Below are 22994 nucleotides of genomic sequence, written 5' to 3'. Positions count from 1 at the left end.
TGGCGCGGTACTGGTTCATTCGGCAGCTTCGGCCTTCGCCGCCGGCGCAATTCGCGCGGCGCAGTATTTGAACTCCGGGATCTTGCCGTAGGGGTCCAGCATCGGATTGGTGAGCACGTTGGCCGGACTTTCGTTGAAGCAGAACGGCATGAACACTGTGCCGTCGGCGACCTCCCGGTCGGCGCGGAGGATGGCGTCTACCGTCCCGCGCCGGGTCTCGACCGCAATCATCTCTCCTTGGCGCAGGCCGTGCCGCTTGATCTCATAAGGGTTCATCGCAGCGATGCCTTGTGGCTCGATCGCGTCCAGCACGCCCGCCCGGCGGGTCATGGAGCCGGTGTGCCAATGCTCGAGCAGGCGGCCGGTGGTGAGCACCAGTGGAAACTCTTCATCGGGCACTTCGTCGGGCGGCAGCAAATCGGCCGGCACGATGCGGCCGCGTCCGTCCGCGGTCGGGAATCCGGACGAGAAGATGATCTCATTGCCGGGCTTGTCGGGGCCGTCGGCCGGATAGATCACCGAACCTTCGCGCTCGATGCGGTCCCAGGAGATATGCTTCAAGGACGGCATCACGGCCGCCATTTCCGCATAGACCTCGGAGACATGGTTATAGTTCCAGTCCAGTCCGATGCGCCTCGCCAGTTCGACTATCAGTTCCCAGTCCTGGCGCGCTTCGCCTGGCAGTTCGAGCGCCGGCCGCCCAATCTGCACCTGCCGGTTGGTGTTGGTGTATGTGCCGAGCTTTTCGGCATGCGCCGAGGCTGGCAGCACCACATCTGCGTGCCAGGCGGTCTCGGTCAGGAAGATGTCCTGCACCACGAGATGGTCGAGCATGGCCAGTGCTTGCCGGGCATGGGTTTGGTCCGGATCGGACATGGCCGGGTTCTCGCCCAATATGTACATGCCCTTGATTTCGCCTTCATGGATGGCGTCGATGATTTCGACGACCGTCAGGCCCCGTTTCGGGTCCAGCGTCTGGCCCCAAAAGTTTTCGTATGCGCCGCGGATGTCGATGTTCTCGACCGATTTATAGTCGGGGAAATACATCGGGATGAGCCCGGCATCGGATGCGCCCTGCACGTTGTTTTGGCCGCGCAGCGGGTGCAGGCCCGTTCCCGGCCGGCCGACATGCCCGGTGATCAGCGCCAGAGCGATAAGGCAGCGCGCATTATCGGTTCCGTGTGTGTGCTGGGAAATGCCCATGCCCCAAAAGATGATCGAGCGCTCGGCGGTCGCGTAGGTGCGGGCGACGTCCCGCAGCACGCTCGCCTCGATGCCGCAGACCTCGGCCATCGCCTCGGGCGAAAAATCCTTCACCTTGGCCTTCAGCGCCTCGAATCCGGAAGCGTTGGCCTGGATATACTGCTCGTCGTAGAGCTTTTCCTCGACGATGACGTGGATCAGTGCGTTCAGCATGGCGACGTCGCTGCCGGCCTTGAATCGCAGCGCATGCGACGCATGGCGCATCAGGTCCTGGCCGCGCGGGTCCATGACGATCAGCTTGGCGCCGCGCTTGGCCGCCTGCTTGAAATAGGTCGCGGCGACCGGATGGTTGGTGGTCGGCCGTGCGCCGATGACGATGATGCATTCGGCCTTCAGCGCGTCGTTGAAGGGCGCCGAAACCGCACCCGAACCGACGCCTTCCATCAGCGCCGCCACCGAAGATGCGTGGCAAAGCCGCGTGCAATGATCGACATTGTTGGTGCCAAAACCCTGGCGCACCAGCTTCTGGAACAGATAGGCCTCTTCGTTGGAGCCTTTTGCCGAACCGAAACCGGCCAACGCCTGCCCGCCATGATCCCTAAGGATTGTCTTCAGCCCGCCGGCGGCGCGCGCGAGCGCCTCTTCCCAGCTAGCCTCACGAAACACTGTCAGCGGATCGACGCCGCGCATATCGGCATCGCCCGACTTCGGCGCGTCGTGCCGTCGGATCAGCGGTTTGGTCAGCCGTTCAGGCGACATCGCATAATCGAAGCCGAAACGGCCCTTGACGCACAGCCGGTTCTCGTTGGCATAGCCATTGCGGCCATCGACCTGAACTATCCTGTTGTCTTTGACGGCAACGCTGGTCTGGCAACCGACGCCACAGAACGGGCACAGCGTGTCGACGACCTTGTCGAATTCCTGGATGACCCGGGTTTTGCCTGCATTATCCATCAGTGACTTTTCGTAGAGCGCGCCGGTCGGGCAGGCCTGCACGCATTCACCGCAGGTGACACAGGTCGACAGGCCCATCGGATCGTGCATGTCGAAGACGGGAAGCGAGTGATTGCCGCGCTCGGCCATGCCAATCACGTCGTTGACCTGGACTTCGCGGCACGCCCGCACACAGGCGCCGCAAGTGATGCAGGCATCGAGATTGACGGCAATGGCGGGATTCGTGATGTCGAATTCCGGCTGAACATCGTCCGTGGCGAATTTCGAGCTGTAGCGGCTGCCTGAAATGCCCATCGAACCAGCCCACTGCCAGAACATCGACTGCTGATCCGGACCGTCGGCCGCCGGCCGCATGTTGCTGGCGAGCAGCTCGAACACCATCTGGCGCGATTTCCTGGCACGTTCGGTATCCGTCTTCACCACCATTCCGGTGGAAGGCTTGCGGATGCAGGAAGCGGCAAGCACCCGTTCGCCCTCGACATCGACCATGCAGGCGCGGCAATTGCCGTCGGGCCGATAGCCGGGCATGTCGACATGGCACAGATGCGGAATCCTGGTGCCTTCGCGCTTTGCAACGTCCCAGATCGTCTCGTCGTCAGCGGCTGTGACCGTTTTGCCGTCGAGGGTGAATATGACGCCATCTGCCATTTCAAAGATCATCCCTAAAATGCGTCAAAAGGTGATTGACCGGATTGGGCGCCGCCTGGCCGAGACCGCAGATGGAGGAATCGCGCATCACTGTTTCAAGGTCGCGCATCGCCGTCTCATTCGGCACGCCCTTCTCTTTCAAGAGCGTTACCAGCTTTTCGGTTCCTTCCCGGCACGGCGTGCACTTCCCGCAACTCTCATGTTTGAAGAAATTCATGAGATTGAGGGTCACATCCCTGATGTTGTCGGCTTGCGAAAGCACGACCACCGCATGTGAGCCGACGAAGGCGCCCTGTTCGGCGAGTTCGCCGCCGAAATCGAGTTCGATGTCGCCCATCGACGCCGGAAGGATGCCGCCCGAGGCTCCACCTGGCAGATAGGCCTTGAATTCATGCCCGTCTGCCATGCCGCCGCAATAATCCTCGATCAATTCGCGCACGGTGACGCCGGCCGGGGCCAGCTTGACGCCCGGCTCCTTCACATGTCCGGAAACCGACCAGGAGCGAATTCCCTGATGGCCGGGCTTGCCCTGCGCGGCGAACCATTCGGGCCCCTTCTCGACGATGTCGCGAATCCACCACAGCGTTTCGACGTTGTGGTTGAGTGTCGGGCGTCCGAAAAGTCCGACTTCGGCAATGTAGGGAGGCCGGTGGCGGGGCATGCCGCGCTTGCCCTCGATGCTTTCCAGCATCGCGCTTTCCTCGCCGCAAATATAGGCGCCGGCGCCGCGCCGAAGTTCGATGAAACCCGGCCTGACGATGCCGGCCGCCTCGAGCGCCGCGATCTCGGCGCGCAAAATGGCGAGCACCGCCGGATATTCGTCGCGCATATAGAAATAGATGCGTTCGGCTTCGACCGCGTGGGCGGCGATCAGCGCGCCTTCGAAGGTGCGGTGAGGATCCTTTTCGAGATAGATGCGGTCCTTGAAAGTGCCAGGCTCGCCTTCGTCGCCATTGATCGACATCAGCCGCGGCCCTGGATAGCCGCGCACGAAGTTCCATTTCTTGCCGGCCGGAAAGCCGGCGCCGCCGAGCCCCCGCAAGCCGGCGTTCTGCATGGTATCGATGATAGCGTCAATGCCGGTCTCGCCCGCCTTCACCTTCCGGAGAAGTTGATAGCCGCCAGCGGCCCGATAGGCATCAAGGCCGACATAATCGGGCACGACAACTTTGGTGTCGCCCGAGCGAGCCAGATCGATGAGGATATGGCTGCTGGCTTGGTCGACCTCGCGGTCGCCGACGCGTGCGGCAGGGGCGGTGGCGCAGCGGCCCATACAGGGCGCACGCATGACGCGGACGGTCTTCGAGTCGGCCTTGGCGGCCAGTTCGCCAATCAGGTCCTCGGCGCCCGCCAGCATGCAGCTTATCGATTCGCACACCCGGATTGTCAGCGGCGCGGGTCTTGCCTCGCCTTCCCTTACGACATCGAAATGGTCGTAGAAGGTCGCGACCTCGTAAACCTCGACCTGGGACAGGCGCATGTCCTCGGCAAGCGCGCGCAGATGCGCGGCCGACAGACAGCCGTAGCGGTCCTGGATCAGATGCAGGAACTCGATCAACAGATCCCGGCGGCGTTCGCGCTGGCCAAGAAGTTCCCGGACCTCGGCCAGGGCAACATCATCCAGCGCCCGCCCCTTGGGTCCGCGATCGGGGGCTCGCCGTTGCTGCATTGTCATTCTCTCTCCTCCCGGACCCTTCGTCTGAGGAAGGCGGCTGCCGCCAGCAATGTGGCTGTGAGCCGCCTTCAGCCCGGCGCACCTTGGATCAAGGACTTGGCACAAAAACGAGTTGGCACACAATTGAACCAAAGGCCGGTCTGGCAATTTTAGCAGACCGGGGCGCCACGACAGAACCGATCTGCGCCCTGATTTGTCGCACGGCCTATACCGGGGCAGCTTGCGCCTTCTCGATCAAGAAAATGATGTGGTCTCCCTGCCGTTGCATCGCCTCCAGGCGGTCGCCCATTTCGTTGATCAGATTGGGAATGTCTATGGCTGCCAGCGGATCGGTGCAACGGACCTCAAGGCGCTCGCCTGGGCTTATGCCGGTGAGCGCCTTGCGGGTTTTCAGCGCCGGCAAGGGACATTTCAATCCCGTCAGATCGAGCTGTCTCGTCGTCATGGTGGCGCACCATGGCGGACCGCCCACCGGTCGTCAACGGTCGCCGCGTCAGCGGTACCGCAAATGAGAGCGGCCAGGCGTCGCACCGCATTTTTGCCAAACTGCGTGCCGCGGGCTCGACGGCGTTCGTCAATTCAGGTCCGAATAGGCAAGGAACTGAACGGTCTGGCCCGGCTCGACCTCGGCTATATCCTCGCCGAGTTCGACAAGGCCGTCGGTTTGAACCAAGGAAGACAGCATGCCAGCGCCCTCGCGCGGGAATTTGACGGCTTCATATGTGCCGTCCTGCGTCCCATGCAGGCTGACCCGCACATATTCGCGTCGCCCCGGCTTTTTGCGGTAGGAGAAGCCGGCCCGCACAGGCCGCGAAATTGGCGGCTGCTGCCGTGCGCCGGCCAGTGCAAAGATCGCGGCGCGCGCAATATGGGCGAATGTGACGAAGCTCGCCACCGGATTGCCGGGCAGCCCGATGAAGGCTGTTCCGCTGATCACCCCCATGGCGACTGGCCGGCCGGGTTTTATCGCCACCCGCCAGAAGACCAGGGTGCCCACACTCTCGACGGCGGCCTTGACGCAGTCGGCCTCCCCGGTCGAGACACCGCCGGACGCCAGGATCAGGTCCTGTCCTGGCGCAGCCTCGCTCAGCACATCCGCGATCAGGCTGCTGTCGTCAGTCAGAATGCCCAAATCGGTGGTCTCGCAGCCCAATCTTGCGAGCATGGCCATCAGCATGAAGCGGTTCGAATCGAAAAGCTGGGCCGGTCCCCGGACCTCTCCCGGCGCGACGATCTCGTTGCCGGTCGAGAAGATCGCGACGCGAATCTTGCGCCGCACATCGACCTGCGTCATGCCGAGAGCCGCGGCGAGCGCAACATCCTGCGGGCGCATGCGCTGGCCGGCCTGCAGGACCACCTTGCCTGCTGCGACGTCCTCGCCCGCCGGCCGCACGTTGGCTCCTCTTTTCAGGCCGGGCGGAAGGACGACCCTGCCGCTAGCGTCGACGCGGACATCTTCCTGCATGTAAACCGTGTCTGCCCCTTCCGGCAGCGGCGCGCCGGTGAAGATGCGTATGGCTTGTCCGGGCGCGGCGGGCCGATCCGGCGCCACCCCAGCCTGGATCCTGACGCTCACGGGCAAGGCCTTTTCTACGGTTCCGGGCAGGTCGTCGCCGCGCAGCGCATAGCCGTCGACGGCTGAGTTGGTGAACGGCGGCAGGGGCAGCGGCGCCACTAGATCTCTCGCCAGGACGCGTCCATCGGCAATCGCTAGCTGGACGGATTCCGTCCCGTCGACAACGGTCAGCCGTGAAGCAATCAGCGCGGCAGTATCATCGAGCGATCGCATCGGGCCGCCGAAAGCGAAGCAGTCGTCTGAAAGTTGCGCCATCGAGCCTTCAGCCTCTATGGATCTGGCCGAACCGGCAGCTCGGCGCCATCCGGCAAGCCCAGTCTGCGCTTGATGGCGCTTTTGTGGACCGGCCTTGGATTGAACAGGCTATATAGTAGACGTCAAGCCGAAGGGAACACATCCACTCCGGCGAGCGGGATTGCAATTTCATGAGAGCGCCATGCAGCAAATGAAAACCCGACCAGACCTCGCCATCATCATGCCGAACCCCGACGACATCCGTTTGACCGAGCAGGTCAGCGGCATCGATCATACCGGCGCTGCTGTTCAAGTCCGCGTCCCGGTTGAACGCCCGCTGACGCTCTATCTGAATGCGCAGGAGATCGTCACGATGATGACGATCGGCGACTACCCCGAATTTCTGGCGCTGGGCTACCTGCTCAATCAGAACATGCTCAAATCCGACGACGTCGTAACCGAAGTCGAATATGACGACGACCTGCAGGTCGTGATCGTTCGTACCGAGCGCAACACCAATTACGAGCAGAAGCTCAAGAAACGGACGCAGACTTCAGGCTGCGCGCAGGGGACGGCTTTCGGCGATCTTCTCGAAGCGCTGGGGAATACCGCTCTGCCGGCAGCCGTACTGCACACCTCCTGGCTTTACCAGATGACCCGCACGATCAACACGACGCCGTCGCTCTATCTTGAAGCGGGCGCAATTCATGGCTGCGTGCTTTGCAGGGAAGGCACGCCGATCTGCTATATGGAAGATGTCGGGCGCCACAATGCCGTCGACAAGATCGCCGGCTGGATGTATCGCCACGGCATCGATGCCGCGGACAAGATCCTTTATACGACTGGCAGGCTGACGTCGGAAATGACGATCAAGACGGTTCGAATGGGCATTCCGATCCTCGTCTCGCGTTCGGGCTTCACTGCCTGGGGGGTGGATTTGGCGCGTCAGGCCGGCCTGACGCTGGTCGGTCGGGCACGCGGCAAGCGGTTCGCCGTGCTATCGGGCGCGGATCGCATCGTCTTCGACCAGGACCTCGCTTCCGTCGACGAGGAAGCACCGCGTCACAGGCGCAAGGGAGCCGCCGATGGGGAATGAAAAGATGCCGACCCTGGGCGTCGTTCTCGCCGGGGGGCTCGCAAGGCGCATGGGCGGCGGCGACAAATCGATGCGTCGGATCGACGGACTCACCATCCTCGATCGTGTCCTCGAGCGCCTCGGCCCGCAATGCGACGGGCTCTTGCTGAACGCCAATGGCGACCCTGCCCGATTCGACCGTTTTCGCCTTCCAGTCATCGCCGACCCGGTCGAGAACTATCTGGGGCCGCTGGCTGGCGTGCTTGCGGGCCTAGACTGGGCTGAGCAGAACAGGCCCGATGTCGAATGGATCGTCAGCGTCGCAGCGGACTGTCCTTTCTTGCCGCGCGACCTCGTCGAACGGCTGCATCGGGCGCGCATGGCAAAAGCTGCGGATCTGGCGGTGGCGATGTCAGCGGGGCGGACGCATCCTGTCGTCGGGTTGTGGCAGGTGGCGATGCGCGATGCGTTGCGCCATGCGCTCGTCGAAGAGGGCGTTCGCAAGATCGACCTGTGGACGGCTCGCTACCAGGTTGCCACTGCGTCCTGGCCGGACAAGCCGGTGGACCCTTTCTTCAATGTCAACACGGTCGAAGATTTTGCCGAGGCCGAACGGCTGGTTGGGCACCTTGCCGACCCTTAACCCGGTCGGGAAAAACCCATGCGCTCGACCGCCGCGTTGAATTCAGGCGAAGCGAGCGCAGTTAGGAAGGCCTGCACCGCGGGTCGCTGTTTGCGGACAGAGACCAGCGCGAAATCATAATGCTCTTCCTTCAGCGCGATGAAGCCGAGCCCGGCTGAGCGCGCCACCGGCGCAATGGTGACGCCCCAGTCTGCCCGGTTCTGCGCGACGGCCGCCGCGACGGCATTGTGCGAGCGGGGCTGGTTCCAATATCCGTCGGGACGCACCGCACCGAGCAGTTGGTCGATCAGGATGCGCGTACCCGAGCCCTGGTTGCGGTTGACCATCATGCAATTGGGATCGGCGAGCGCGGCTCGAACCGCTTCCTCTGGGTCGGTCCCCTGGAAGCGCAGGTCGCCCGGGCGGTAGACGATGCCCTGCATGCGTCGCCATCCCTGCACGAGTTCGAGGCCTTCGCTCAGGAACGGCGCATTGTAGCTTTGCGTCTTGGAGTCAAAGAGGTGGATGGGCGCGATATCGCACTCGCCCCGCTTGGCCGCGGCCAGGCCGCCCAGGCTGCCGACCGCGATGGACCGCACCGTCAGGCCGGCGCGAAACAGAATGCCCACGACAAGATCCAGGCCGGTGCAATTGCTGCCGATCACCACGAGATCGGGAACACGGACGTGCGGCGTGAACAGCGTCACCGACGCCTCGCTTCCGGCAGGCATATGGTCGGCTAAAGCTTCAATGCTGATGAAGCCGTCGGCCTGGGCAAAGGACGTTATCGCCCCCGAGCCCTTGCCGGTGGGATAGGCGACCAGCCCCTGCTCACCCTCGACCAGCGATACCATGACGAACTCCGTGCGGCCGAGTTCGGAGCGAATACGCAGCGGAACCTTGGCCGCGACCTTCGCTTCGCTCCGAGGCGGCAGGCCCGCCATGCGGCGCAGCACAGGTACGATCATGTCGTGGAAGGTGAACATGGCCGAAGTCGGGAATCCCGGCAGCGCGACGACCGGCTTGCCGTCGCAAACGGCGAGGCAAAGCGGCTTTCCCGGCTTCAGCGCCACGCCATGGGCAACGATGCCGGGGGCGCCGAGACGGTTCACGATGCGGTGGCTGACATCACCCGCGCCCTTGGACGTCCCACCCGACACTATCAGCACGTCATGCGCGGCCAGCGCCTCGCGCATGGCGGCTTCCAGCGTGGCTTCGTCATCCGGATAAGCGCCGAGAAAGCTCGCCTGGCCGCCATTTTCAGTTATCGCGGCGCTGACGATTGCGCCATTGGCGTCGTAAATGCCGGCGGGTCGCAGGGTGTCGCCCGGTTGGACAAGTTCGTCGCCGGTCGACAAAACCGCCACGCGCAGCTTGCGCGCCACCGTCACCAGCGCAATTCCGCAGGCGGCAAGCATGCCGATTTCTCGCGAGCCGATCACCGTTCCGGCGCGCAGCAGAACTTCACCGCGGGCAATATCGGATCCGGCATGCGAGATGAACTGGCCGGGCGAGGCTCCGCGCCTGACCTCGATGGCATCGCCTTCGGCTGGTTGTGTGTGCTCCACCATGACGATGGCGTCGGCGCCGCGCGGCACGGGCCCGCCCGTCGAGATCGAGGTGGCGGTGCCTGCGAACACAGGGATTTGCGGGGCGACACCGCAGGCGATGGTTTCGCGGTTGAGCAGGAGCCTGGCAGGAAACGCCTCCGACGCGGTGACCATGTCGGCGGCGCGCACGGCAAAACCATCGACGTTCGAACGGTCGAAGGGCGGCACGTCGATCGGAGCCGTGACATCATCGGCAAGCGCCAGCCCAAGCGCATCCGCCAGCATCAGTTCTTCGGTCGGGATCGTCCTGGGAAATAGCGCGGCCTCGAAACGGGCGAGCGCCTCGTCGCGCGACAGGACCGTCAGGAACTGCTCCTGGCCGGTATCTTGGCGGGTGGATCTGGTCATGACCGACTCATCTGGGATCGTCGAACACAAAGGCGCCGACAGGTGTTCCCGCGGCCCACCCCTCACTGCCGCCTGGAATGGCAAGCCATGCATCCGCCAGGCGGATCGCCTCCAGCGAAAAATCGCCTATCGCAAGCGGCCGCCATCTGTCTTGTTCCTGCTTCAGGAGGACGATCTCGGCCAGTCCGACCGTGGAGGAGATTTTTCGCTCCAGCGCCAGGACCGTCTGTCGCCGGGCGCTCCTGCCCGACAGGTGATCGATAGCCGGCTGAACCAGCGCCAGAAAGGCTCCAAAGGCCTGATCGGGCGCGCCGGGCAGAGCAATGATCGGGACCGCTCCGAGCCGGCCGATCGCCGCGGTTCGGCCGGGCAGTAGCGCGACGTTGTGGGCGATGAGCGCCCGACGCGCGGCAAGCGCGTCGGCTGTAGCGTCGGCGCGCCCCGCACCGGTGCCTCCAATCAGGATGATCAAATCACCGGCTGCATTCCCAATCGCCTGGGCGACGGATTTGGCGTCGCGCGAAACCGTTTCGATATCCAACACCGTCGCGCCAGAAGCTCTCGCGAGGTCGGCGATAAGATGGCCCGTGAAAGTATCGCTCGTTGGGGCGGCGACATCGATCAGGCGCACCTGCGGCGCCCGCACCGCAATTTCGCCAATCCCTGCACTTCGCACTGTCAGGAGGTCCGCGGCTGACAGCCTGTCCCCTGCAATGATCAGCGGTCGGCCCGCCTCCATGTCCTCGCCAGCGCGTCGCACGCCCTGGCCTGGTGCTGCTTCCTCGAGCGCCTGGGGCATCGGGCTGCAGTCGATGAGATCGGCATCGAGCACGCAATCGCATCCCTCCGGCATGGCGCCGCCTGCCTCTATCCAGACCGGAATTGCCATGAGCGGCAGCGGCGAATAGGCCGACGCACCGGCAAGATCGAGCGCGCGACACGCCCAGCCATCTGTCTTTGCCGTGTCGTGGATGGGCAGCGCGTGTGCCAGGGGCGGCATGGCGGCGCCGATCTTCCCAAGCGTCTGGTCAAGCGGCAGAAGAGTGGGCGCAACCGGCTCCACCCCGTCGAGGAGTGCGGCGAGAGCCGCTTCGAGACCGGTCAGCGCGCCGACGGAAGGCTGCATTCTCATCATGTCCGATGATGGGGCAGATGCGAACCGATTTGCAACCGACTTCAGGAGTCCGGTTCTTCCATTGATGTGGGGTATCGATGGGGCGCCGGGCGCACCGCCGAACCCGTTCAGCCAAGGTCGATGTCGCCTTCGACGACGTGGTGCAGACCGGCGCGTTCAGCCGTAATCACGGCCCTCACGGTCAGGCGCCCCTGCCCTTTCAGTCCCGCATCGGCCACGGCCTTTTCGATCGCCTGCTGCGAGGTGACACCAACCTGCTTCAGGAACTTGCGCATCGACACGTTGAACGGATCGGTTTCCATGTTTTGGGTCATAGGATTGCCTCTAATAGCTGTGACGGTGCGGTTGGGCGGATTGCGATCGCATGCTGCTGTCCGGCGAAGGCGCTGCCCACCAGCGGAACACGGAAACGTATGATGCGCAATGCATAAGTCGCTCGCAATAGCTTTGCTCGCTGCTGATTTCCTCGCCTGCGCGACGGCACATGGTGCGGAACTGCGCGGGCATGGCGGTCCGGTGCGGGCGATTTCGGTAGCACCGGACGGAAAGACGGTGGCAACCGGCAGTTTTGACACCAGGACGATCATCTGGTCGCTTGAGACCGGCGAAGCACGCGACGTGCTGCTCTTTCATGAAGGTGAGGTAACTGCCGTCGCCGCACTGCCGAACGGGCGCTTTGCCAGCGCCGGTGCGGATGGTCGTATCGCGATCTGGCAAACCGGTCGAGGCGAGCCGGCCCAAATTCTGGAGGGTCACACCGGACCTGTCGCCGACCTCGAACTGTCACCCGACGGATCGATGTTGGCTTCGGCGTCCTGGGACACCACCGTCCGGCTCTGGCCGCTTGCCGGTGGGCTAGCGCGCGTCCTTGAAGGCCATCGTACAAACGTCAATGCGCTCGCCTTCCTGGCGGACGCAACCCTGGTCAGCGCCGGCTATGACGCGACAGTCATCTTTTGGCCGAGCCAGGCTGGGGCGCCGCCGGTTCGGGCCATCATGCCGACGCCGCTCAACGCGCTTGCAAGAGCGTCCGGCGACCGCCTGCTCGTCGCAGGTGCGGACGGGCAGCTACGGCTGCTCGACCGGCGCGGCAAAGTGCAGCTGGAAATTCCGGTCTTGGGCAAACCGGTGACTGCTCTCGCCGCCACGCCAGACGCGAACTATCTCGCCGTCGCCGGCATCGGCGATGGAATCCTGTTGCTGGACGCTATCAGCCTCTCCACCATCCGCACTCTCGACACGTCCGGCGTGGCGGTATGGTCGCTTGCGTTCGCGGCTGGCGGCAAGACGCTTCTGGCTGGCGGCGCCGACCATCTGGTGCGGGAATGGAACGTCGAGACGGGCGAGCGGCTTGGGGCGGCTGCGGCAGGCAGGACCGATCCGATGGCCCGATACGCGGGTAATCCGGACGCGGAAGCATTTCGCGCCTGCGTTGCCTGCCATACGCTCGACCCGAACGACGGCAATCGAGCCGGGCCGACGCTGCATGGCATTTTCGGGCGCAAAATAGCGTCCGTGCCGGGTTACCACTATTCGCCCGCTTTCCGCAAAATGGACATCGTCTGGACACCGGAAACCGTGTCGGAGCTGTTCGAGTTGGGTCCGAACGCCTACACCCCCGGCACCAAGATGCCTGAACAGACGATCAGCAACGCCGAGGATCGGGCAGCCCTGATCCGCTTTCTTCAGGCCGAGACACGCACCGACTAGGGCTCAGACCGCCTTGTCGCTCGAGGCCTTGCGCTCCCGCAGATAGTCTTCAGTGGTTCGCGGCGGCGAGCGACCAGGGCCTGCATAAGGATCGAAGCCCTCAGTCATGGCCGCATCGACGCGGCAATTGTCGCACATCCGTACAAGGTCGAGCCGCCGTGCGTTCTCGCCTGCAAACATCCAGTGTTTGCCTTCGAGCTTGGCGACGATCCGCTCGACAGTACTCCTTGTGCCGAACGGCTTTGCGCAGCGGATGCAGTTGTACGGCTGCTCTTGCTTCACGACCCGGCTGCGAGCGCCCCATGCCTGGAAATCCACCTGCGGCGTCAAGGTGATGACCTTTTCCGGGCAGGTCGCGGCGCAAAGGCCGCACTGCACGCAGGCGCTCTCGGAAAAATACAAGGCCGGCTGCTGCTCGCTGTCGGAAAGCGCCCCGGTTGGACAGGCCGATACACAGGACAGGCAGAGCGTGCAGCCGTCGACATTGACGTCCAGGCCGCCGAACGGAGCTGCAGCAGGCAACGCCACGCGGTCGACTGGCGTCGGCGCGGCTCGATGTAGCTCGAGCATGGTGCTCGTCAGCAAGCTGCGCTTCTTGCCGAGCGGCAGGAATGCCGCCGGGCGCCTTGACGCAGCGCCTGGAGTAATCAGGTCGAGGGCCGAGGCGAGGATGTCGGGGTCGTCCGCTTCGATCAATCCGCAAACCTCCGCGCCATAACCGAGAGACCGGCTCAAAAGGTTGGCGATTGCGATGTTTGCGGCAATTCCGGTAAGCTCATGCCTTGGCTTGGCCGACGACAGCGCCCTTACGGCGCAAGCGCCCCAGGCGACCGGCGCGGTCCACGCCTCGACCCCTAACTGGGTTATCTCGTTCACCGCGACCGGCAGGACATTTGCGGGGAGACCCGCGCCGAACCGGGCAAGTGCGTCGATCAGCGGCTCGCCATGGCCGAGATCATGGAAAAGCACAATCGCATCCAGGCCGCCCGCCTCACGATAGGTGACAAGAAGCGTCCGCAGCCGCCGAAGCAGCGACTCGGCATCCGGCACGGCGTAGGCGGCAGCGCCCGTAGGACATGCCGCCGCGCAGCTGCCGCAGCCGGCGCATACTTCCGCATCGATCGCGACGTGGTTGCCGGCAGGCGCTATCGCCCCAGTCGGGCAAAGGTCGAGGCACCGCGTGCAGCCGGTGATGCGCGATCTCGAATGGGCGCACAGATCGGCGGAGAAATCGATGAAGCGCGGCTTGTCGAACTCGCCGACCAAATCGGCTGCCCTTGCGATCGCAACGGCAACGGAGGCGCGATCGCCGGGATCGGCCTTCACGTAGCCGTCGCGCAATTCATGAGCAGGAAAAAGCGGAGCCCCGCCGGAGAGATCAAGGATGATGTCGGCGTTCGAGACCGCTCCATCCCGCGATATCCCGAAGCCAAGCCGATCGCGCGAAGATGGAATGGGCGCCGCGAAATCGTCGACTGTCAGCTCGAAGGCGCCAAGATGGCCGCGCGCTTGCCGGATCGTTCCCTGCATGACGGGAAAATCCCAGACCCGGTGCGGCGCGATATCGCGCGGACGGCTAAGCAACACAGTGACGTCCAGCTTTTCGGCGAGTTGCCGGCCCGCATCGATCGCCGTCGCGTCGCAGCCATAGACCAGGACGACACCATTGCTTGAAAGCGTAACCAGCGCGGGTGGCGAAGCGGGTTCGGCCGCCATGGCGAGCAGAGCCGCCGCTTTCGGGCCGGCAGCAGCAGCATCCTGCGACCAGCCGCCCGTCTCGCGAATGTTTGCGAAAACCAGATCGCCTGCGAAACCGAGTTCCTCGGCGAGGTCGCCGAAAAGCGGCGCCTGTTGCGTGCAGCTGATGGTGACTGCTTCGCCGCCGCCCAGGGCGCTGCGCACCCGGTCGAGTTCCGCGCCGCAGAACTGGTCCCCCGCCTCGACCCGTGCGCCCTTGCATCCGCGGGCGACGCTGGCGCCGAAGCGTGGCATGCTCCGCTCGCAGGAGCAGACCAGGACCGTGCGTGGTTTGTCCAGGCTCATTCCGACTCCCGTGGCATCTTGCTTGTCCACGCGGTAGCGCCTCTTGCCTGGAAGTATTATAAAGACATTACAGTCGCCGTCATCAAAATATGGATCGGCCTATGCGGCCCTCTGTCAGCGACCTCCAACTGCCACCGCCTTACAGCCTCGTGCCGCTGAGAGAGGCCGGTGACGCCTTTGCGCACGCCTGCGCTATCGCGCCAAACGAAGGCGCAGGCACGCTTGCCTGGGTGCGCCGTTACGATCTGGCCGAATTCGCAGTGGTGCTTGAGCCTGAAGAGCCGCTGGAGAATGCGCGTCGCGCGATCTATGCCGGCATGAACGCACTTGCCGATGCGCTTGCGGTCCATGCTCCGCCGTCGCGGCCCATCACCTTCGACTGGCCCGACACTGTTCGCGTCGACGGAGTTCTCGTCGGCGGCGCCCGCCTGGGCTGGCCGGAAGGGGCACGGGAGAACGAAATCCCCGACTGGATCGTCTTCTCCGGCATGATCCGCACCGCCGTCATCCGCGCGGGCGAGCCCGGTCTGCGTCCGCTGCTTGGCGCGCTTGACGAACTCGGCTTCGTAGCGCTCGATGCCGGTGAGATCGTTGCGAGCTTCTCCCGCCATCTGATGGCCGCATTCCACGAATGGAGCGACACCGGCTTCGGCTCGATCGCCAGCCGCTGGCTCGACCGGCTGCCCCGAAAGGGCGATGAGCATGCAGAGCTTGCCGGCAACGGCGATCTGCTGATTTCCCACACGGCCTCTCACGGGCTTCGCGAGCGAAGAAGCCTGCCCGAGGCGCTTGCCAGGCCGTCCTGGCTCGATCCGATGACGGGCACGCCATGGCTTTGAAGCTGCCGCGAACGATCCGCCTCGATCCATCGGACACGTTTGTCTATTCGCGCGCTGCAGAACCGGGCGAGTGGGCGGTGACCGGCACCTTCCTATTCTTCGGCGCCGATGTGGCCAGGCTTTCCGGCAAGCAACGGCAGGCATTCCGCGCCGGGTTCCTCGGCATTGACAGTTTCGGCTGGTCCACCCTCGTCGTGGTCACGAACGCGACCGCGCATGATCGCGCGGCAGCCGTCGATCGGCTGGCCGAGCAGCTTGTGATGCGATGCGGTGCGCCGGACATTGAAACGGCGCGCGCCGCCGCCGAAGAGGAGATAGAATTCGCGCAATCGCTGTGCGACCACCCGCCAAACACGCTGATCGGGGTCAACCGCACCAGCGAACAGGCCGGCACCCGAGAGTGTTTTCGCACCCTGCACCGCAAGGCGAGCCGGCTGGAGCCGGCAACGGCATTCCGCTTTGTCGCAATCGAGGGCGAGGATGCGTCGACGGAAAAGTTCGATCTCCTAGCATTGGCCGGGAGGCAGAAGTGAAGGATTTCTGGGTTTCGTCAGGTCATCACCTTCTCGACAGGGATGAGGCCGGGCGCCTGCTGGTGACCGACTCCTTTCTGAAGGCGTATTTTGCGCGGCCAGAGCTTCTCCCCCCGGCGACCGCCTGCCCGGCGGAGTTGCGCCTGCATCACGAACTTTTGATGCATCACCCGCGCCGGCCGGTCGCAAAGCAGGAGATCGCCGCCTTGGCGGACCCGGATGCGCGCGAGAACTGGGAGTTCATGATTGCCTTTCGCGACCATGTTCTGGACGCCCCCTCACTCGAGGCCGCATATCTCGCGCTGGCGCGCGGCTCGGCCGAAAATATCCCGCCGCTGTTCATGAACCAGCTTGCGCAGGTCGTCCTGCGCAATGCGCTGGATGGTCAGCACGACGCCTGCGTGGTGCGAGCCGCGGAGCTGTTTTACCGGCCGCAACGGGTGACGTCTCACGAGGGGGCTGTGCTTCTCGCCGATGCCGAAACCATTGAACGGCATGAACAGAACCGCCATGCCTCGCCGCTCCTCGGCATGCTTGGTGGCCCAGCTGTCACGGAACTGGAGATACTCGACGAGAATAATTCCGAGCGTTACTTCGCCAGGAGCGACGCTTTCGATATGGTGCTTAAGCTCGGCAACGCGCGCAGTCCGGCCCGGCGCGGCCTTGCCACCGCAATGGAGATCTGGATTCGCCATCTTGTTGCGGTGGACGTCGAGATCGAGCCGGTGGAGCGGATCGAGGACGATGACTGGGCCTGGTTCGTCGGCCTCGACGCCGAAGCGACCCGCATCGGCAATACGCTCTGGGCCGGCAATGAACTTGACCCGGAGGCTGCAAAGCGCGTCATTGCACTGTTCCGGCTCACCTTCTCCGACACAGGTGAAGTACTGCCGCAGGTGGGCGCCAGGCCCGTCTGGCTGATAATGGCCATGACCCCCGACCGAACGATCCGTATGAAGCCGCAGAACCTCGTCGCCGGCCTGCCGTTTCGCGCCCCGGGGACGGTGAATTAGGAGGAACTGCGCATGGTTCGGGAGACTTGGGAAGTCGGGGTGATCGTCGAGCGACGGGCTCTGGACAATCCCTGGGTCGACCATGGCTGGATGCCTGTGTCCGTGCTGCCGGGCGCGCCGAGCGCGGCGCCATGGACGGTGCTGCACGAAACCGACGGGCTGACGCGCTTTTATGCCGGAACTTTCGAACTTGAGCTCTTCGGGTGCGACACGGGCATGTACCGGGACAACCTCCATTCGGGGCGGCCCAGCCTTTGGATCGCGCTCCGGTCGACTGAATCTCCACCGGGGGTTGCGCTGCACCTGGTGACCGCCGACCCTTACGAAACTGAATCGCGGACGGAGGTTGGCACCGACATCATCGAGGCCGTGCCGATGCCGATCGAGCTTCAGCAATGGCTGGCCGCCTTTGTCGAGAAGCATCATGTCGAGCGTCCTTTCATCAAACGCCAGCGCAATCGGGCGGACGCAGATGCCCTGGCGAGGCGCGGTCCTCGTTCGGGAACGATGGATGATGCCGAATGAGCGCGGGACGCGACAATGTCTTCGCCCGCTGGTCGCGCCTGAAACAGGCGGCGCGTTACAGTTCGACTGCGGGGCCGCAGAAGGGTCAGCCTGCGCCTGAGGCAGATGCGGTGCCAGCCGATATCGGCGAGCAGCTTGCACCTGCAATTGCGGAGCCGGAGGGCGCCCAACCTGCCGAGCCCCTCCCCCGTATCGGGGACTTGACCGCCCAAAGCGACCTTTCAGCCTTTTTGCGCAAAGGCGTGCCCAAAATGTTGAAGCGCGCCGCATTGCGCAAGATGTGGTCGCTCGATCCGGCAATCCGCGATTATATCGGGCCTTCCGAATATGCCTGGGACTTCAATAAGCCAGGCTCGATGGCGGGGTTCGGCCCCCTGAAAGCATCCAGCGAACCTGTCGTGGATTTCCTGTCGAGCGGCGGCAATCCGGTCGATCCGGCACGCGCGGCCGCGGCTTTGGAGGCGCCGGAGAAGGCGCCGGCGGCCAGCGCCGTCACGGCGGACGAAGACGCGAACGCAGCACCCGACGGCTCGTCGGCTACCACGCCCGACAGTTCGATCGAACCGGCAAACGCCCAATCCCCTTCGACCGACGTCGCCGGCACCGCCACCGACCGTGACGAAGGAGCCGGCGCCGCGGAATCATCGCCGATCGATAGCCAGCGGCGCCATGGCGGCGCCATGCCGCGCTGATCTGGATTTGTGGCCAATTTGACACAGTCGCTGTTGCAATTGCCGGGCGGGGGACTAGTATTCACTTTACCCACTCGTTGAGGGGCACGGTCGAGGTCAGTAGATGAACCCAGACTTGCGCCTGGAGGAGGCAATCGGCACGTCGTGCGGAGCTGACGCTCTGGTTCCCGGCGTAAAAGATGCTGACGTCGACGACGTGAACAGCGCACGCGCGGATGAGTATGCGCTGCTCGCCACGCTTCTGCTGGCCGCTCCGGATGCAAACCTCATGGCGCGGCTTTCCGGGTTGCGCGGCGACGCCGAGACCCCGCTAGGCAAGGCTCATGCCGCACTCGGCCAAGCCGCTTCTTCGGCCTCTCCGGTTGCCGTCACTCGCGAGTATTTCGAGCTCTTCATCGGGGTCGGGCGCGGCGAACTCCTTCCCTACGCCTCATACTACCTGACCGGCTTCCTCAACGAACGGCCGCTTGCCCGTCTGCGCGCGGACATGAGGCGCCTCGGCCTTGAACGCGCGGACGGTCATTTTGACCCGGAGGATCATCTCGGCACGCTATTCGAGATCATGAGCGGCTTTGCCGCCAAACATTTCGTGGTTCCCGCCGGCGAGGAGCGGGACTTCTTTGAACGTCACATCGCGCCCTGGGCGAGCCGCTTTTTCGCCGATCTGGAAAACGCCGCCTCGGCCAGGTTTTACCGGGCAGTCGGCGCGTTGGGGCGGATTTTCATCGACATCGAAGCCGAAGGTTTTGCCATGGAGGCGCGACCAAGCTCGTGACCTGATCGCGTCGACGCATAGGGAGGAAGGCAGATGCAGGAAAACAAACAGACGGCAATGAACCGCCGCAATTTCCTTCGCGCCTTCGGCGGCGCATCCACCACCGCCGTGGCCGCCGCCGCCGTGGCGCTCACCCCAGGAGAAGCGCAAGCTTACGATCCCGGTGAGGAGGAGACGAGGGCCCGCTACCGCGAGACCGAGCACGTCAAGGCATTCTACCGTGTGAACGGTTATGAGACGTTGAAGAAATGAGGGCGCCATGCTGACCAAGCGCAAGAGCGGTCAGGCGAGCCGCACAAGATTGCACACACTGATGGGTACGGTCGCCTCCGCTCCCATCGACCGGCGAACCTTCCTTCGCCGTTCCGGTCTCGCGGCCGGCGGAATGGCTGCACTCGGGTCGTTCCAACTCGGCACTGTTCAGAAGGCGGCGGCGATCAGTCCGCCGCAGCCAGGCGTGCCCATAGAACTGAAAAAAAGCGTCTGCACGCATTGCGCGGTCGGCTGCACCGTTACCGCCGAAGTCCAGAACGGAGTTTGGACCGGTCAGGAGCCTTCGTGGGACAGCCCGATCAACCGCGGCTCGCATTGCGCGAAGGGAGCAAGCGTACGCGAGCTCGTACACAGCGACCGCCGGCTGAAATACCCGATGAAGCTCGTCGGCGGCCGATGGGAGCGCATCTCCTGGGACGAAGCGATCAATGGAATCGGCGACAAGATGATGGAGATCCGCCAGGCCTCGGGCCCGGATTCCGTCTATTGGATGGGCTCTGCCAAGTTTTCCAACGAAGGCACTTACCTGTTCCGCAAGCTCGCCGCCTTCTGGGGAACCAACAATCAGGATCACCAGGCGCGTATCTGCCATTCGACGACCGTCTCCGGCGTGGCCAACACCTGGGGTTACGGCGCGATGACGAACTCCTTCAATGACATCCGCAACTCAAAGACCATGGTCATCATGGGCGGCAATCCGGCGGAAGCGCATCCCATCTCCTTGCAACACCTCCTGGAGGGCAAGGAGCTCAACCACGCCAACTTCGTCGTCATTGATCCGCGCTTCACCCGCACCGCCGCTCACGCGACCGAGTATGTTCGTCTGCGGCCGGGCACCGACATAGCGGTTCTATGGGGCATGCTCTGGCACATCTTCCAGAACGGCTGGGAGGACAAGGAGTTCATCGCCCAGCGCGTCTACGGCATGGACGAGGTCCGCAAGGAGGTGGAGAAATACCCGCCTGACGAGGTCGAACGCATTTCCGGCGTGCCCGGTGAACAATTGAAACGCGTCGCCGAGCTGTTCGCAACGCAGAAGCCGGCCACACTGATCTGGTGCATGGGGCAAACGCAGCACACGGTCGGCACCGCCAATGTGCGCGCAAGCTGCATCCTGTGCCTTGCCACCGGCAATATCGGTAAGCCCGGCGCCGGCGCCAACATCTTTCGCGGCCACGACAATGTGCAGGGGGCGACCGATATCGGGCTCGATGTGGTCACCCTGCCCTTCTATTACGGCCTGACGGAAGGCGCATGGAACCATTGGGCGCGGGTCTGGGAGGTCAGTTATGAGGACCTGCTGTCGCGGTTCGAATCCAAGGACATCATGGAAACGCCCGGCATCCCGCTGACGCGCTGGTTCGACGCGACATTGTTGCCGAAGGACGAGATCGAGCAGAGGGACAATCTGCGGGCCATGTTCGTCCAGGGACACGCAAGCAACAGCATCACGCGTATCCCCGAATCCGTGAAGGGGCTGGCAAAGCTCGACCTTCTGGTCGTGGCCGACCCGCATCCGACCACCTGGGCCGCGCTCGCCGTCCAGGCGGGACGCACGGAAAACACCTACCTTTTGCCGGTATGCACGCAGTTCGAGACATCGGGCTCGCGCGTCGCCTCCAACCGCTCGATACAATGGGGCGAACAGATCGTCGCGCCTTCATTCGAGCAGAAGGACGACTATCAGGTCGTCTACCGCATGGCGCAGAAGTTCGGTTATGCCGAACAGATGTTCAAGAACATCGCCGTCGAAGGTGACCGGCCGGTGCCCGAAGATATATTGCGCGAGATGAATCGCGGCGGTTGGTCGACAGGTTATTGCGGCCAGTCCCCCGAGCGTCTCAAAGCGCATATGAAGAACCAGCACAAGTTCGACCTGGTGACCTTGCGCGCGCCGAAGGACGATCCTGAAGTCGGCGGCGACTATTACGGCCTGCCGTGGCCATGCTGGGGCAAGCCGGAACTGCGCCACCCCGGCACCCCGAACCTCTATAATCCGAGTCTGCACGTCATGGATGGCGGCAGCCCATTCCGCGCCCGCTTTGGCGTAGAGCGGAATGGCAAGACCCTTCTCGCGGAAGGATCTTACACCAAGGGCTCAGAGCTCACCGACGGCTATCCGGAATTCACCATGGCCGTCCTGAAGAAGCTCGGCTGGGACGCCGATCTGATGCCGGAGGAACTGAGTATGATCGAGAAGATCGGCGGCGACATCAACAAGGTCTCGTGGTCGACCGATCTTTCCGGCGGCATCCAGCGTGTCGTGCTCAGCCATGGGTGCCATCCCTATGGCAACGGTAAGGCACGCGCGGTTGCGTGGAACCTGCCCGATCCCGTCCCCACCCACCGCGAGCCGATCTATACGGCCCGGGTCGACCTGGTCGAAAAGTATCCGACCCTTCCCGATGCCATGCAGTTCCGGGTGCCGAACATGGGCTTCACGGTGCAGCAGGCGGCCATCGAAAAGGGCATCGCCAGGGATTTCCCGTTGATCCTCACCTCGGGCCGGCTTGTCGAATACGAGGGCGGCGGCGAGGAAACGCGGTCGAACAGGTGGCTCGCCGAGTTGCAGCAGGAGATGTTCCTGGAGATCAACCCGGCCGATGCCGCCGAACGCGGCATCTCCGATGGCGGCTGGGTGTGGGTGACCGGCGCCGAGACCAATTCTCGTGCCCGGGTAAAGGCCTTGGTGACGGAGCGTGTCGGCAAGGGCGTGGCCTTCATGCCGTTCCATTTCGGCGGCTGGTTCCAAGGCAAGGACCTGCGGGGCAACTATCCCGAGGGCACGGATCCCTACGTCCTCGGCGAAAGCGCCAACACCATCACCACCTACGGTTACGATCCCGTGACAAACATGCAGGAGCCGAAGGCCACGCTCTGTCAGGTCCAGGCTGCGTGAGTGGGAGGAAAAAATGGCCAGGATGAAATTCCTTTGTGACGCCGACCGCTGCATCGAATGCAACGCCTGCGTCACCGCCTGCAAGAACGAGCACGACGTGCCCTGGGGCATCAATCGCCGCCGCGTCGTCACCATCAATGATGGCAAGCCCGGCGAACGCTCCGTCTCGATGGCGTGCATGCATTGCACCGATGCGCCTTGCGCGGCGGTCTGTCCGGTCGACTGCTTCTACACCACGGCGGACGCCGTGGTGCTCCACTCCAAGGATCTATGCATCGGGTGCGGCTACTGCTTCTACGCCTGCCCGTTCGGCGCGCCGCAATATCCGCGCGTCAGCAATTTCGGTTCGCGCGGCAAGATGGACAAATGCACCTTCTGCGCGGCGGGCCCGGAAGGAGATTCCACCGAAATCGAATATGCCAAATATGGAGCCAACCGGCTGGCTGAAGGCAAGCTGCCGCTTTGCGCCGAAATGTGTTCAACCAAGTCGCTCCTGGCCGGCGACGGGGAGATCATCGCGGCGATCTACAAGGAGCGTGTGACACAGCGTGGCTATGGTTCGGGAGCCTGGGGCTGGCAGACGGCCTATCGGGAAACCATTGACGTCTAGGA

The 22994-nt window shown here is 63.8% G+C and carries 20 protein-coding genes; 12 read left to right on the top strand and 8 right to left on the bottom strand.

Features of this window, described 5'->3' with window-relative positions; translation table 11 throughout:
• Positions 1–15: 15 nt before the first annotated feature.
• The 4 genes from fdhF to JG739_RS11120 all read right to left on the bottom strand — a co-directional run bounded on the left by fdhF (position 16) and on the right by JG739_RS11120 (position 6311).
• Entirely contained in the window at positions 16–2805 is a 2790-nt protein-coding gene (gene fdhF, locus JG739_RS11135) for a formate dehydrogenase subunit alpha (protein WP_202366511.1), read from the bottom strand.
• 1 nt (position 2806) lies between these two features.
• Complete coding sequence (locus JG739_RS11130; RefSeq protein WP_202366510.1) at positions 2807–4480, bottom strand: NAD(P)H-dependent oxidoreductase subunit E; 1674 nt, start codon at positions 4478–4480, stop codon at positions 2807–2809.
• A gap of 205 nt (positions 4481–4685) precedes the next feature.
• Positions 4686–4925, bottom strand: coding sequence for a sulfurtransferase TusA family protein (locus tag JG739_RS11125; protein WP_202366509.1), 240 nt, complete (start codon positions 4923–4925; stop codon positions 4686–4688).
• Positions 4926–5054: 129 nt separating this feature from the next.
• Positions 5055–6311, bottom strand: a complete 1257-nt coding sequence (locus tag JG739_RS11120) for a molybdopterin molybdotransferase MoeA (RefSeq protein WP_202366508.1) — start codon at positions 6309–6311, stop codon at positions 5055–5057.
• A gap of 181 nt (positions 6312–6492) precedes the next feature.
• On the opposite strand from JG739_RS11120, the gene JG739_RS11115 reads away from it, so the two are divergent.
• Entirely contained in the window at positions 6493–7386 is an 894-nt protein-coding gene (locus JG739_RS11115; RefSeq protein WP_202366507.1) for a formate dehydrogenase accessory sulfurtransferase FdhD, read from the top strand.
• Positions 7376–8008, top strand: coding sequence for a molybdenum cofactor guanylyltransferase MobA (gene mobA / locus JG739_RS11110; RefSeq protein ID WP_202366506.1), 633 nt, complete (start codon positions 7376–7378; stop codon positions 8006–8008). The genes JG739_RS11115 and mobA overlap by 11 nt, the downstream gene beginning before the upstream one ends.
• Here the strand turns inward: mobA and JG739_RS11105 are convergent.
• From JG739_RS11105 to JG739_RS11095, 3 genes are all read right to left on the bottom strand, one after another.
• Positions 8005–9945: a molybdopterin biosynthesis protein gene (locus tag JG739_RS11105; RefSeq protein WP_202366505.1), complete on the bottom strand. Its 1941-nt coding sequence runs from the start codon at positions 9943–9945 to the stop codon at positions 8005–8007. The genes mobA and JG739_RS11105 overlap by 4 nt on opposite strands.
• 7 nt (positions 9946–9952) lie before the next feature.
• On the bottom strand, positions 9953–11080 hold the full coding sequence (locus JG739_RS11100) for a molybdopterin-binding protein (protein ID WP_202366504.1): 1128 nt from the start codon (positions 11078–11080) through the stop codon (positions 9953–9955).
• A gap of 107 nt (positions 11081–11187) precedes the next feature.
• On the bottom strand, positions 11188–11394 hold the full coding sequence (locus tag JG739_RS11095; RefSeq protein ID WP_128180972.1) for a DUF6494 family protein: 207 nt from the start codon (positions 11392–11394) through the stop codon (positions 11188–11190).
• Positions 11395–11503: 109 nt separating this feature from the next.
• On the opposite strand from JG739_RS11095, the gene JG739_RS11090 reads away from it, so the two are divergent.
• Positions 11504–12790 carry a hypothetical protein gene (locus tag JG739_RS11090; RefSeq protein ID WP_202366503.1) on the top strand — a complete coding sequence of 429 codons (1287 nt, stop codon included), beginning with the start codon at positions 11504–11506 and terminating at the stop codon, positions 12788–12790.
• Between the two features lie 3 nt (positions 12791–12793).
• On the opposite strand, the gene JG739_RS11085 is transcribed toward JG739_RS11090, so the two are convergent.
• Positions 12794–14833 carry a 4Fe-4S binding protein gene (locus tag JG739_RS11085; protein ID WP_202366502.1) on the bottom strand — a complete coding sequence of 680 codons (2040 nt, stop codon included), beginning with the start codon at positions 14831–14833 and terminating at the stop codon, positions 12794–12796.
• A gap of 101 nt (positions 14834–14934) precedes the next feature.
• On the opposite strand from JG739_RS11085, the gene JG739_RS11080 reads away from it, so the two are divergent.
• The 9 genes from JG739_RS11080 to fdh3B all read left to right on the top strand — a co-directional run bounded on the left by JG739_RS11080 (position 14935) and on the right by fdh3B (position 22992).
• Positions 14935–15672: a biotin/lipoate--protein ligase family protein gene (locus tag JG739_RS11080; RefSeq protein ID WP_202366501.1), complete on the top strand. Its 738-nt coding sequence runs from the start codon at positions 14935–14937 to the stop codon at positions 15670–15672.
• Positions 15663–16205, top strand: coding sequence for a DUF6505 family protein (locus JG739_RS11075; protein ID WP_202366500.1), 543 nt, complete (start codon positions 15663–15665; stop codon positions 16203–16205). Before JG739_RS11080 ends, JG739_RS11075 begins: the two co-directional genes overlap by 10 nt.
• The gene (locus JG739_RS11070; RefSeq protein WP_202366499.1) at positions 16202–17218 is read left to right on the top strand and encodes a DUF6352 family protein; all 1017 of its coding nucleotides are present in this window, start codon (positions 16202–16204) and stop codon (positions 17216–17218) included. Before JG739_RS11075 ends, JG739_RS11070 begins: the two co-directional genes overlap by 4 nt.
• 12 nt (positions 17219–17230) lie before the next feature.
• A complete protein-coding gene (locus tag JG739_RS11065; protein WP_202366498.1) occupies positions 17231–17743 on the top strand; it encodes a DUF3305 domain-containing protein in 513 nt (170 codons plus the stop codon).
• Entirely contained in the window at positions 17740–18435 is a 696-nt protein-coding gene (locus JG739_RS11060; protein WP_202366497.1) for a DUF3306 domain-containing protein, read from the top strand. The genes JG739_RS11065 and JG739_RS11060 overlap by 4 nt, the downstream gene beginning before the upstream one ends.
• A 103-nt stretch (positions 18436–18538) precedes the next feature.
• Positions 18539–19210, top strand: coding sequence for a TorD/DmsD family molecular chaperone (locus JG739_RS11055; protein ID WP_202366496.1), 672 nt, complete (start codon positions 18539–18541; stop codon positions 19208–19210).
• Positions 19211–19243: 33 nt separating this feature from the next.
• Entirely contained in the window at positions 19244–19462 is a 219-nt protein-coding gene (locus tag JG739_RS11050; RefSeq protein WP_202366495.1) for a formate dehydrogenase, read from the top strand.
• Between the two features lie 7 nt (positions 19463–19469).
• The gene (locus JG739_RS11045; protein WP_202366494.1) at positions 19470–22382 is read left to right on the top strand and encodes a formate dehydrogenase subunit alpha; all 2913 of its coding nucleotides are present in this window, start codon (positions 19470–19472) and stop codon (positions 22380–22382) included.
• Between the two features lie 13 nt (positions 22383–22395).
• Entirely contained in the window at positions 22396–22992 is a 597-nt protein-coding gene (gene fdh3B, locus JG739_RS11040) for a formate dehydrogenase FDH3 subunit beta (protein ID WP_202366493.1), read from the top strand.
• The last annotated feature ends 2 nt before the right edge of the window (positions 22993–22994 follow it).

It is taken from the genome of Mesorhizobium sp. L-2-11 (assembly GCF_016756595.1).
GTDB lineage: Bacteria > Pseudomonadota > Alphaproteobacteria > Rhizobiales > Rhizobiaceae > Mesorhizobium.
This window is presented reverse-complemented; position numbering and strand designations above follow the sequence as displayed.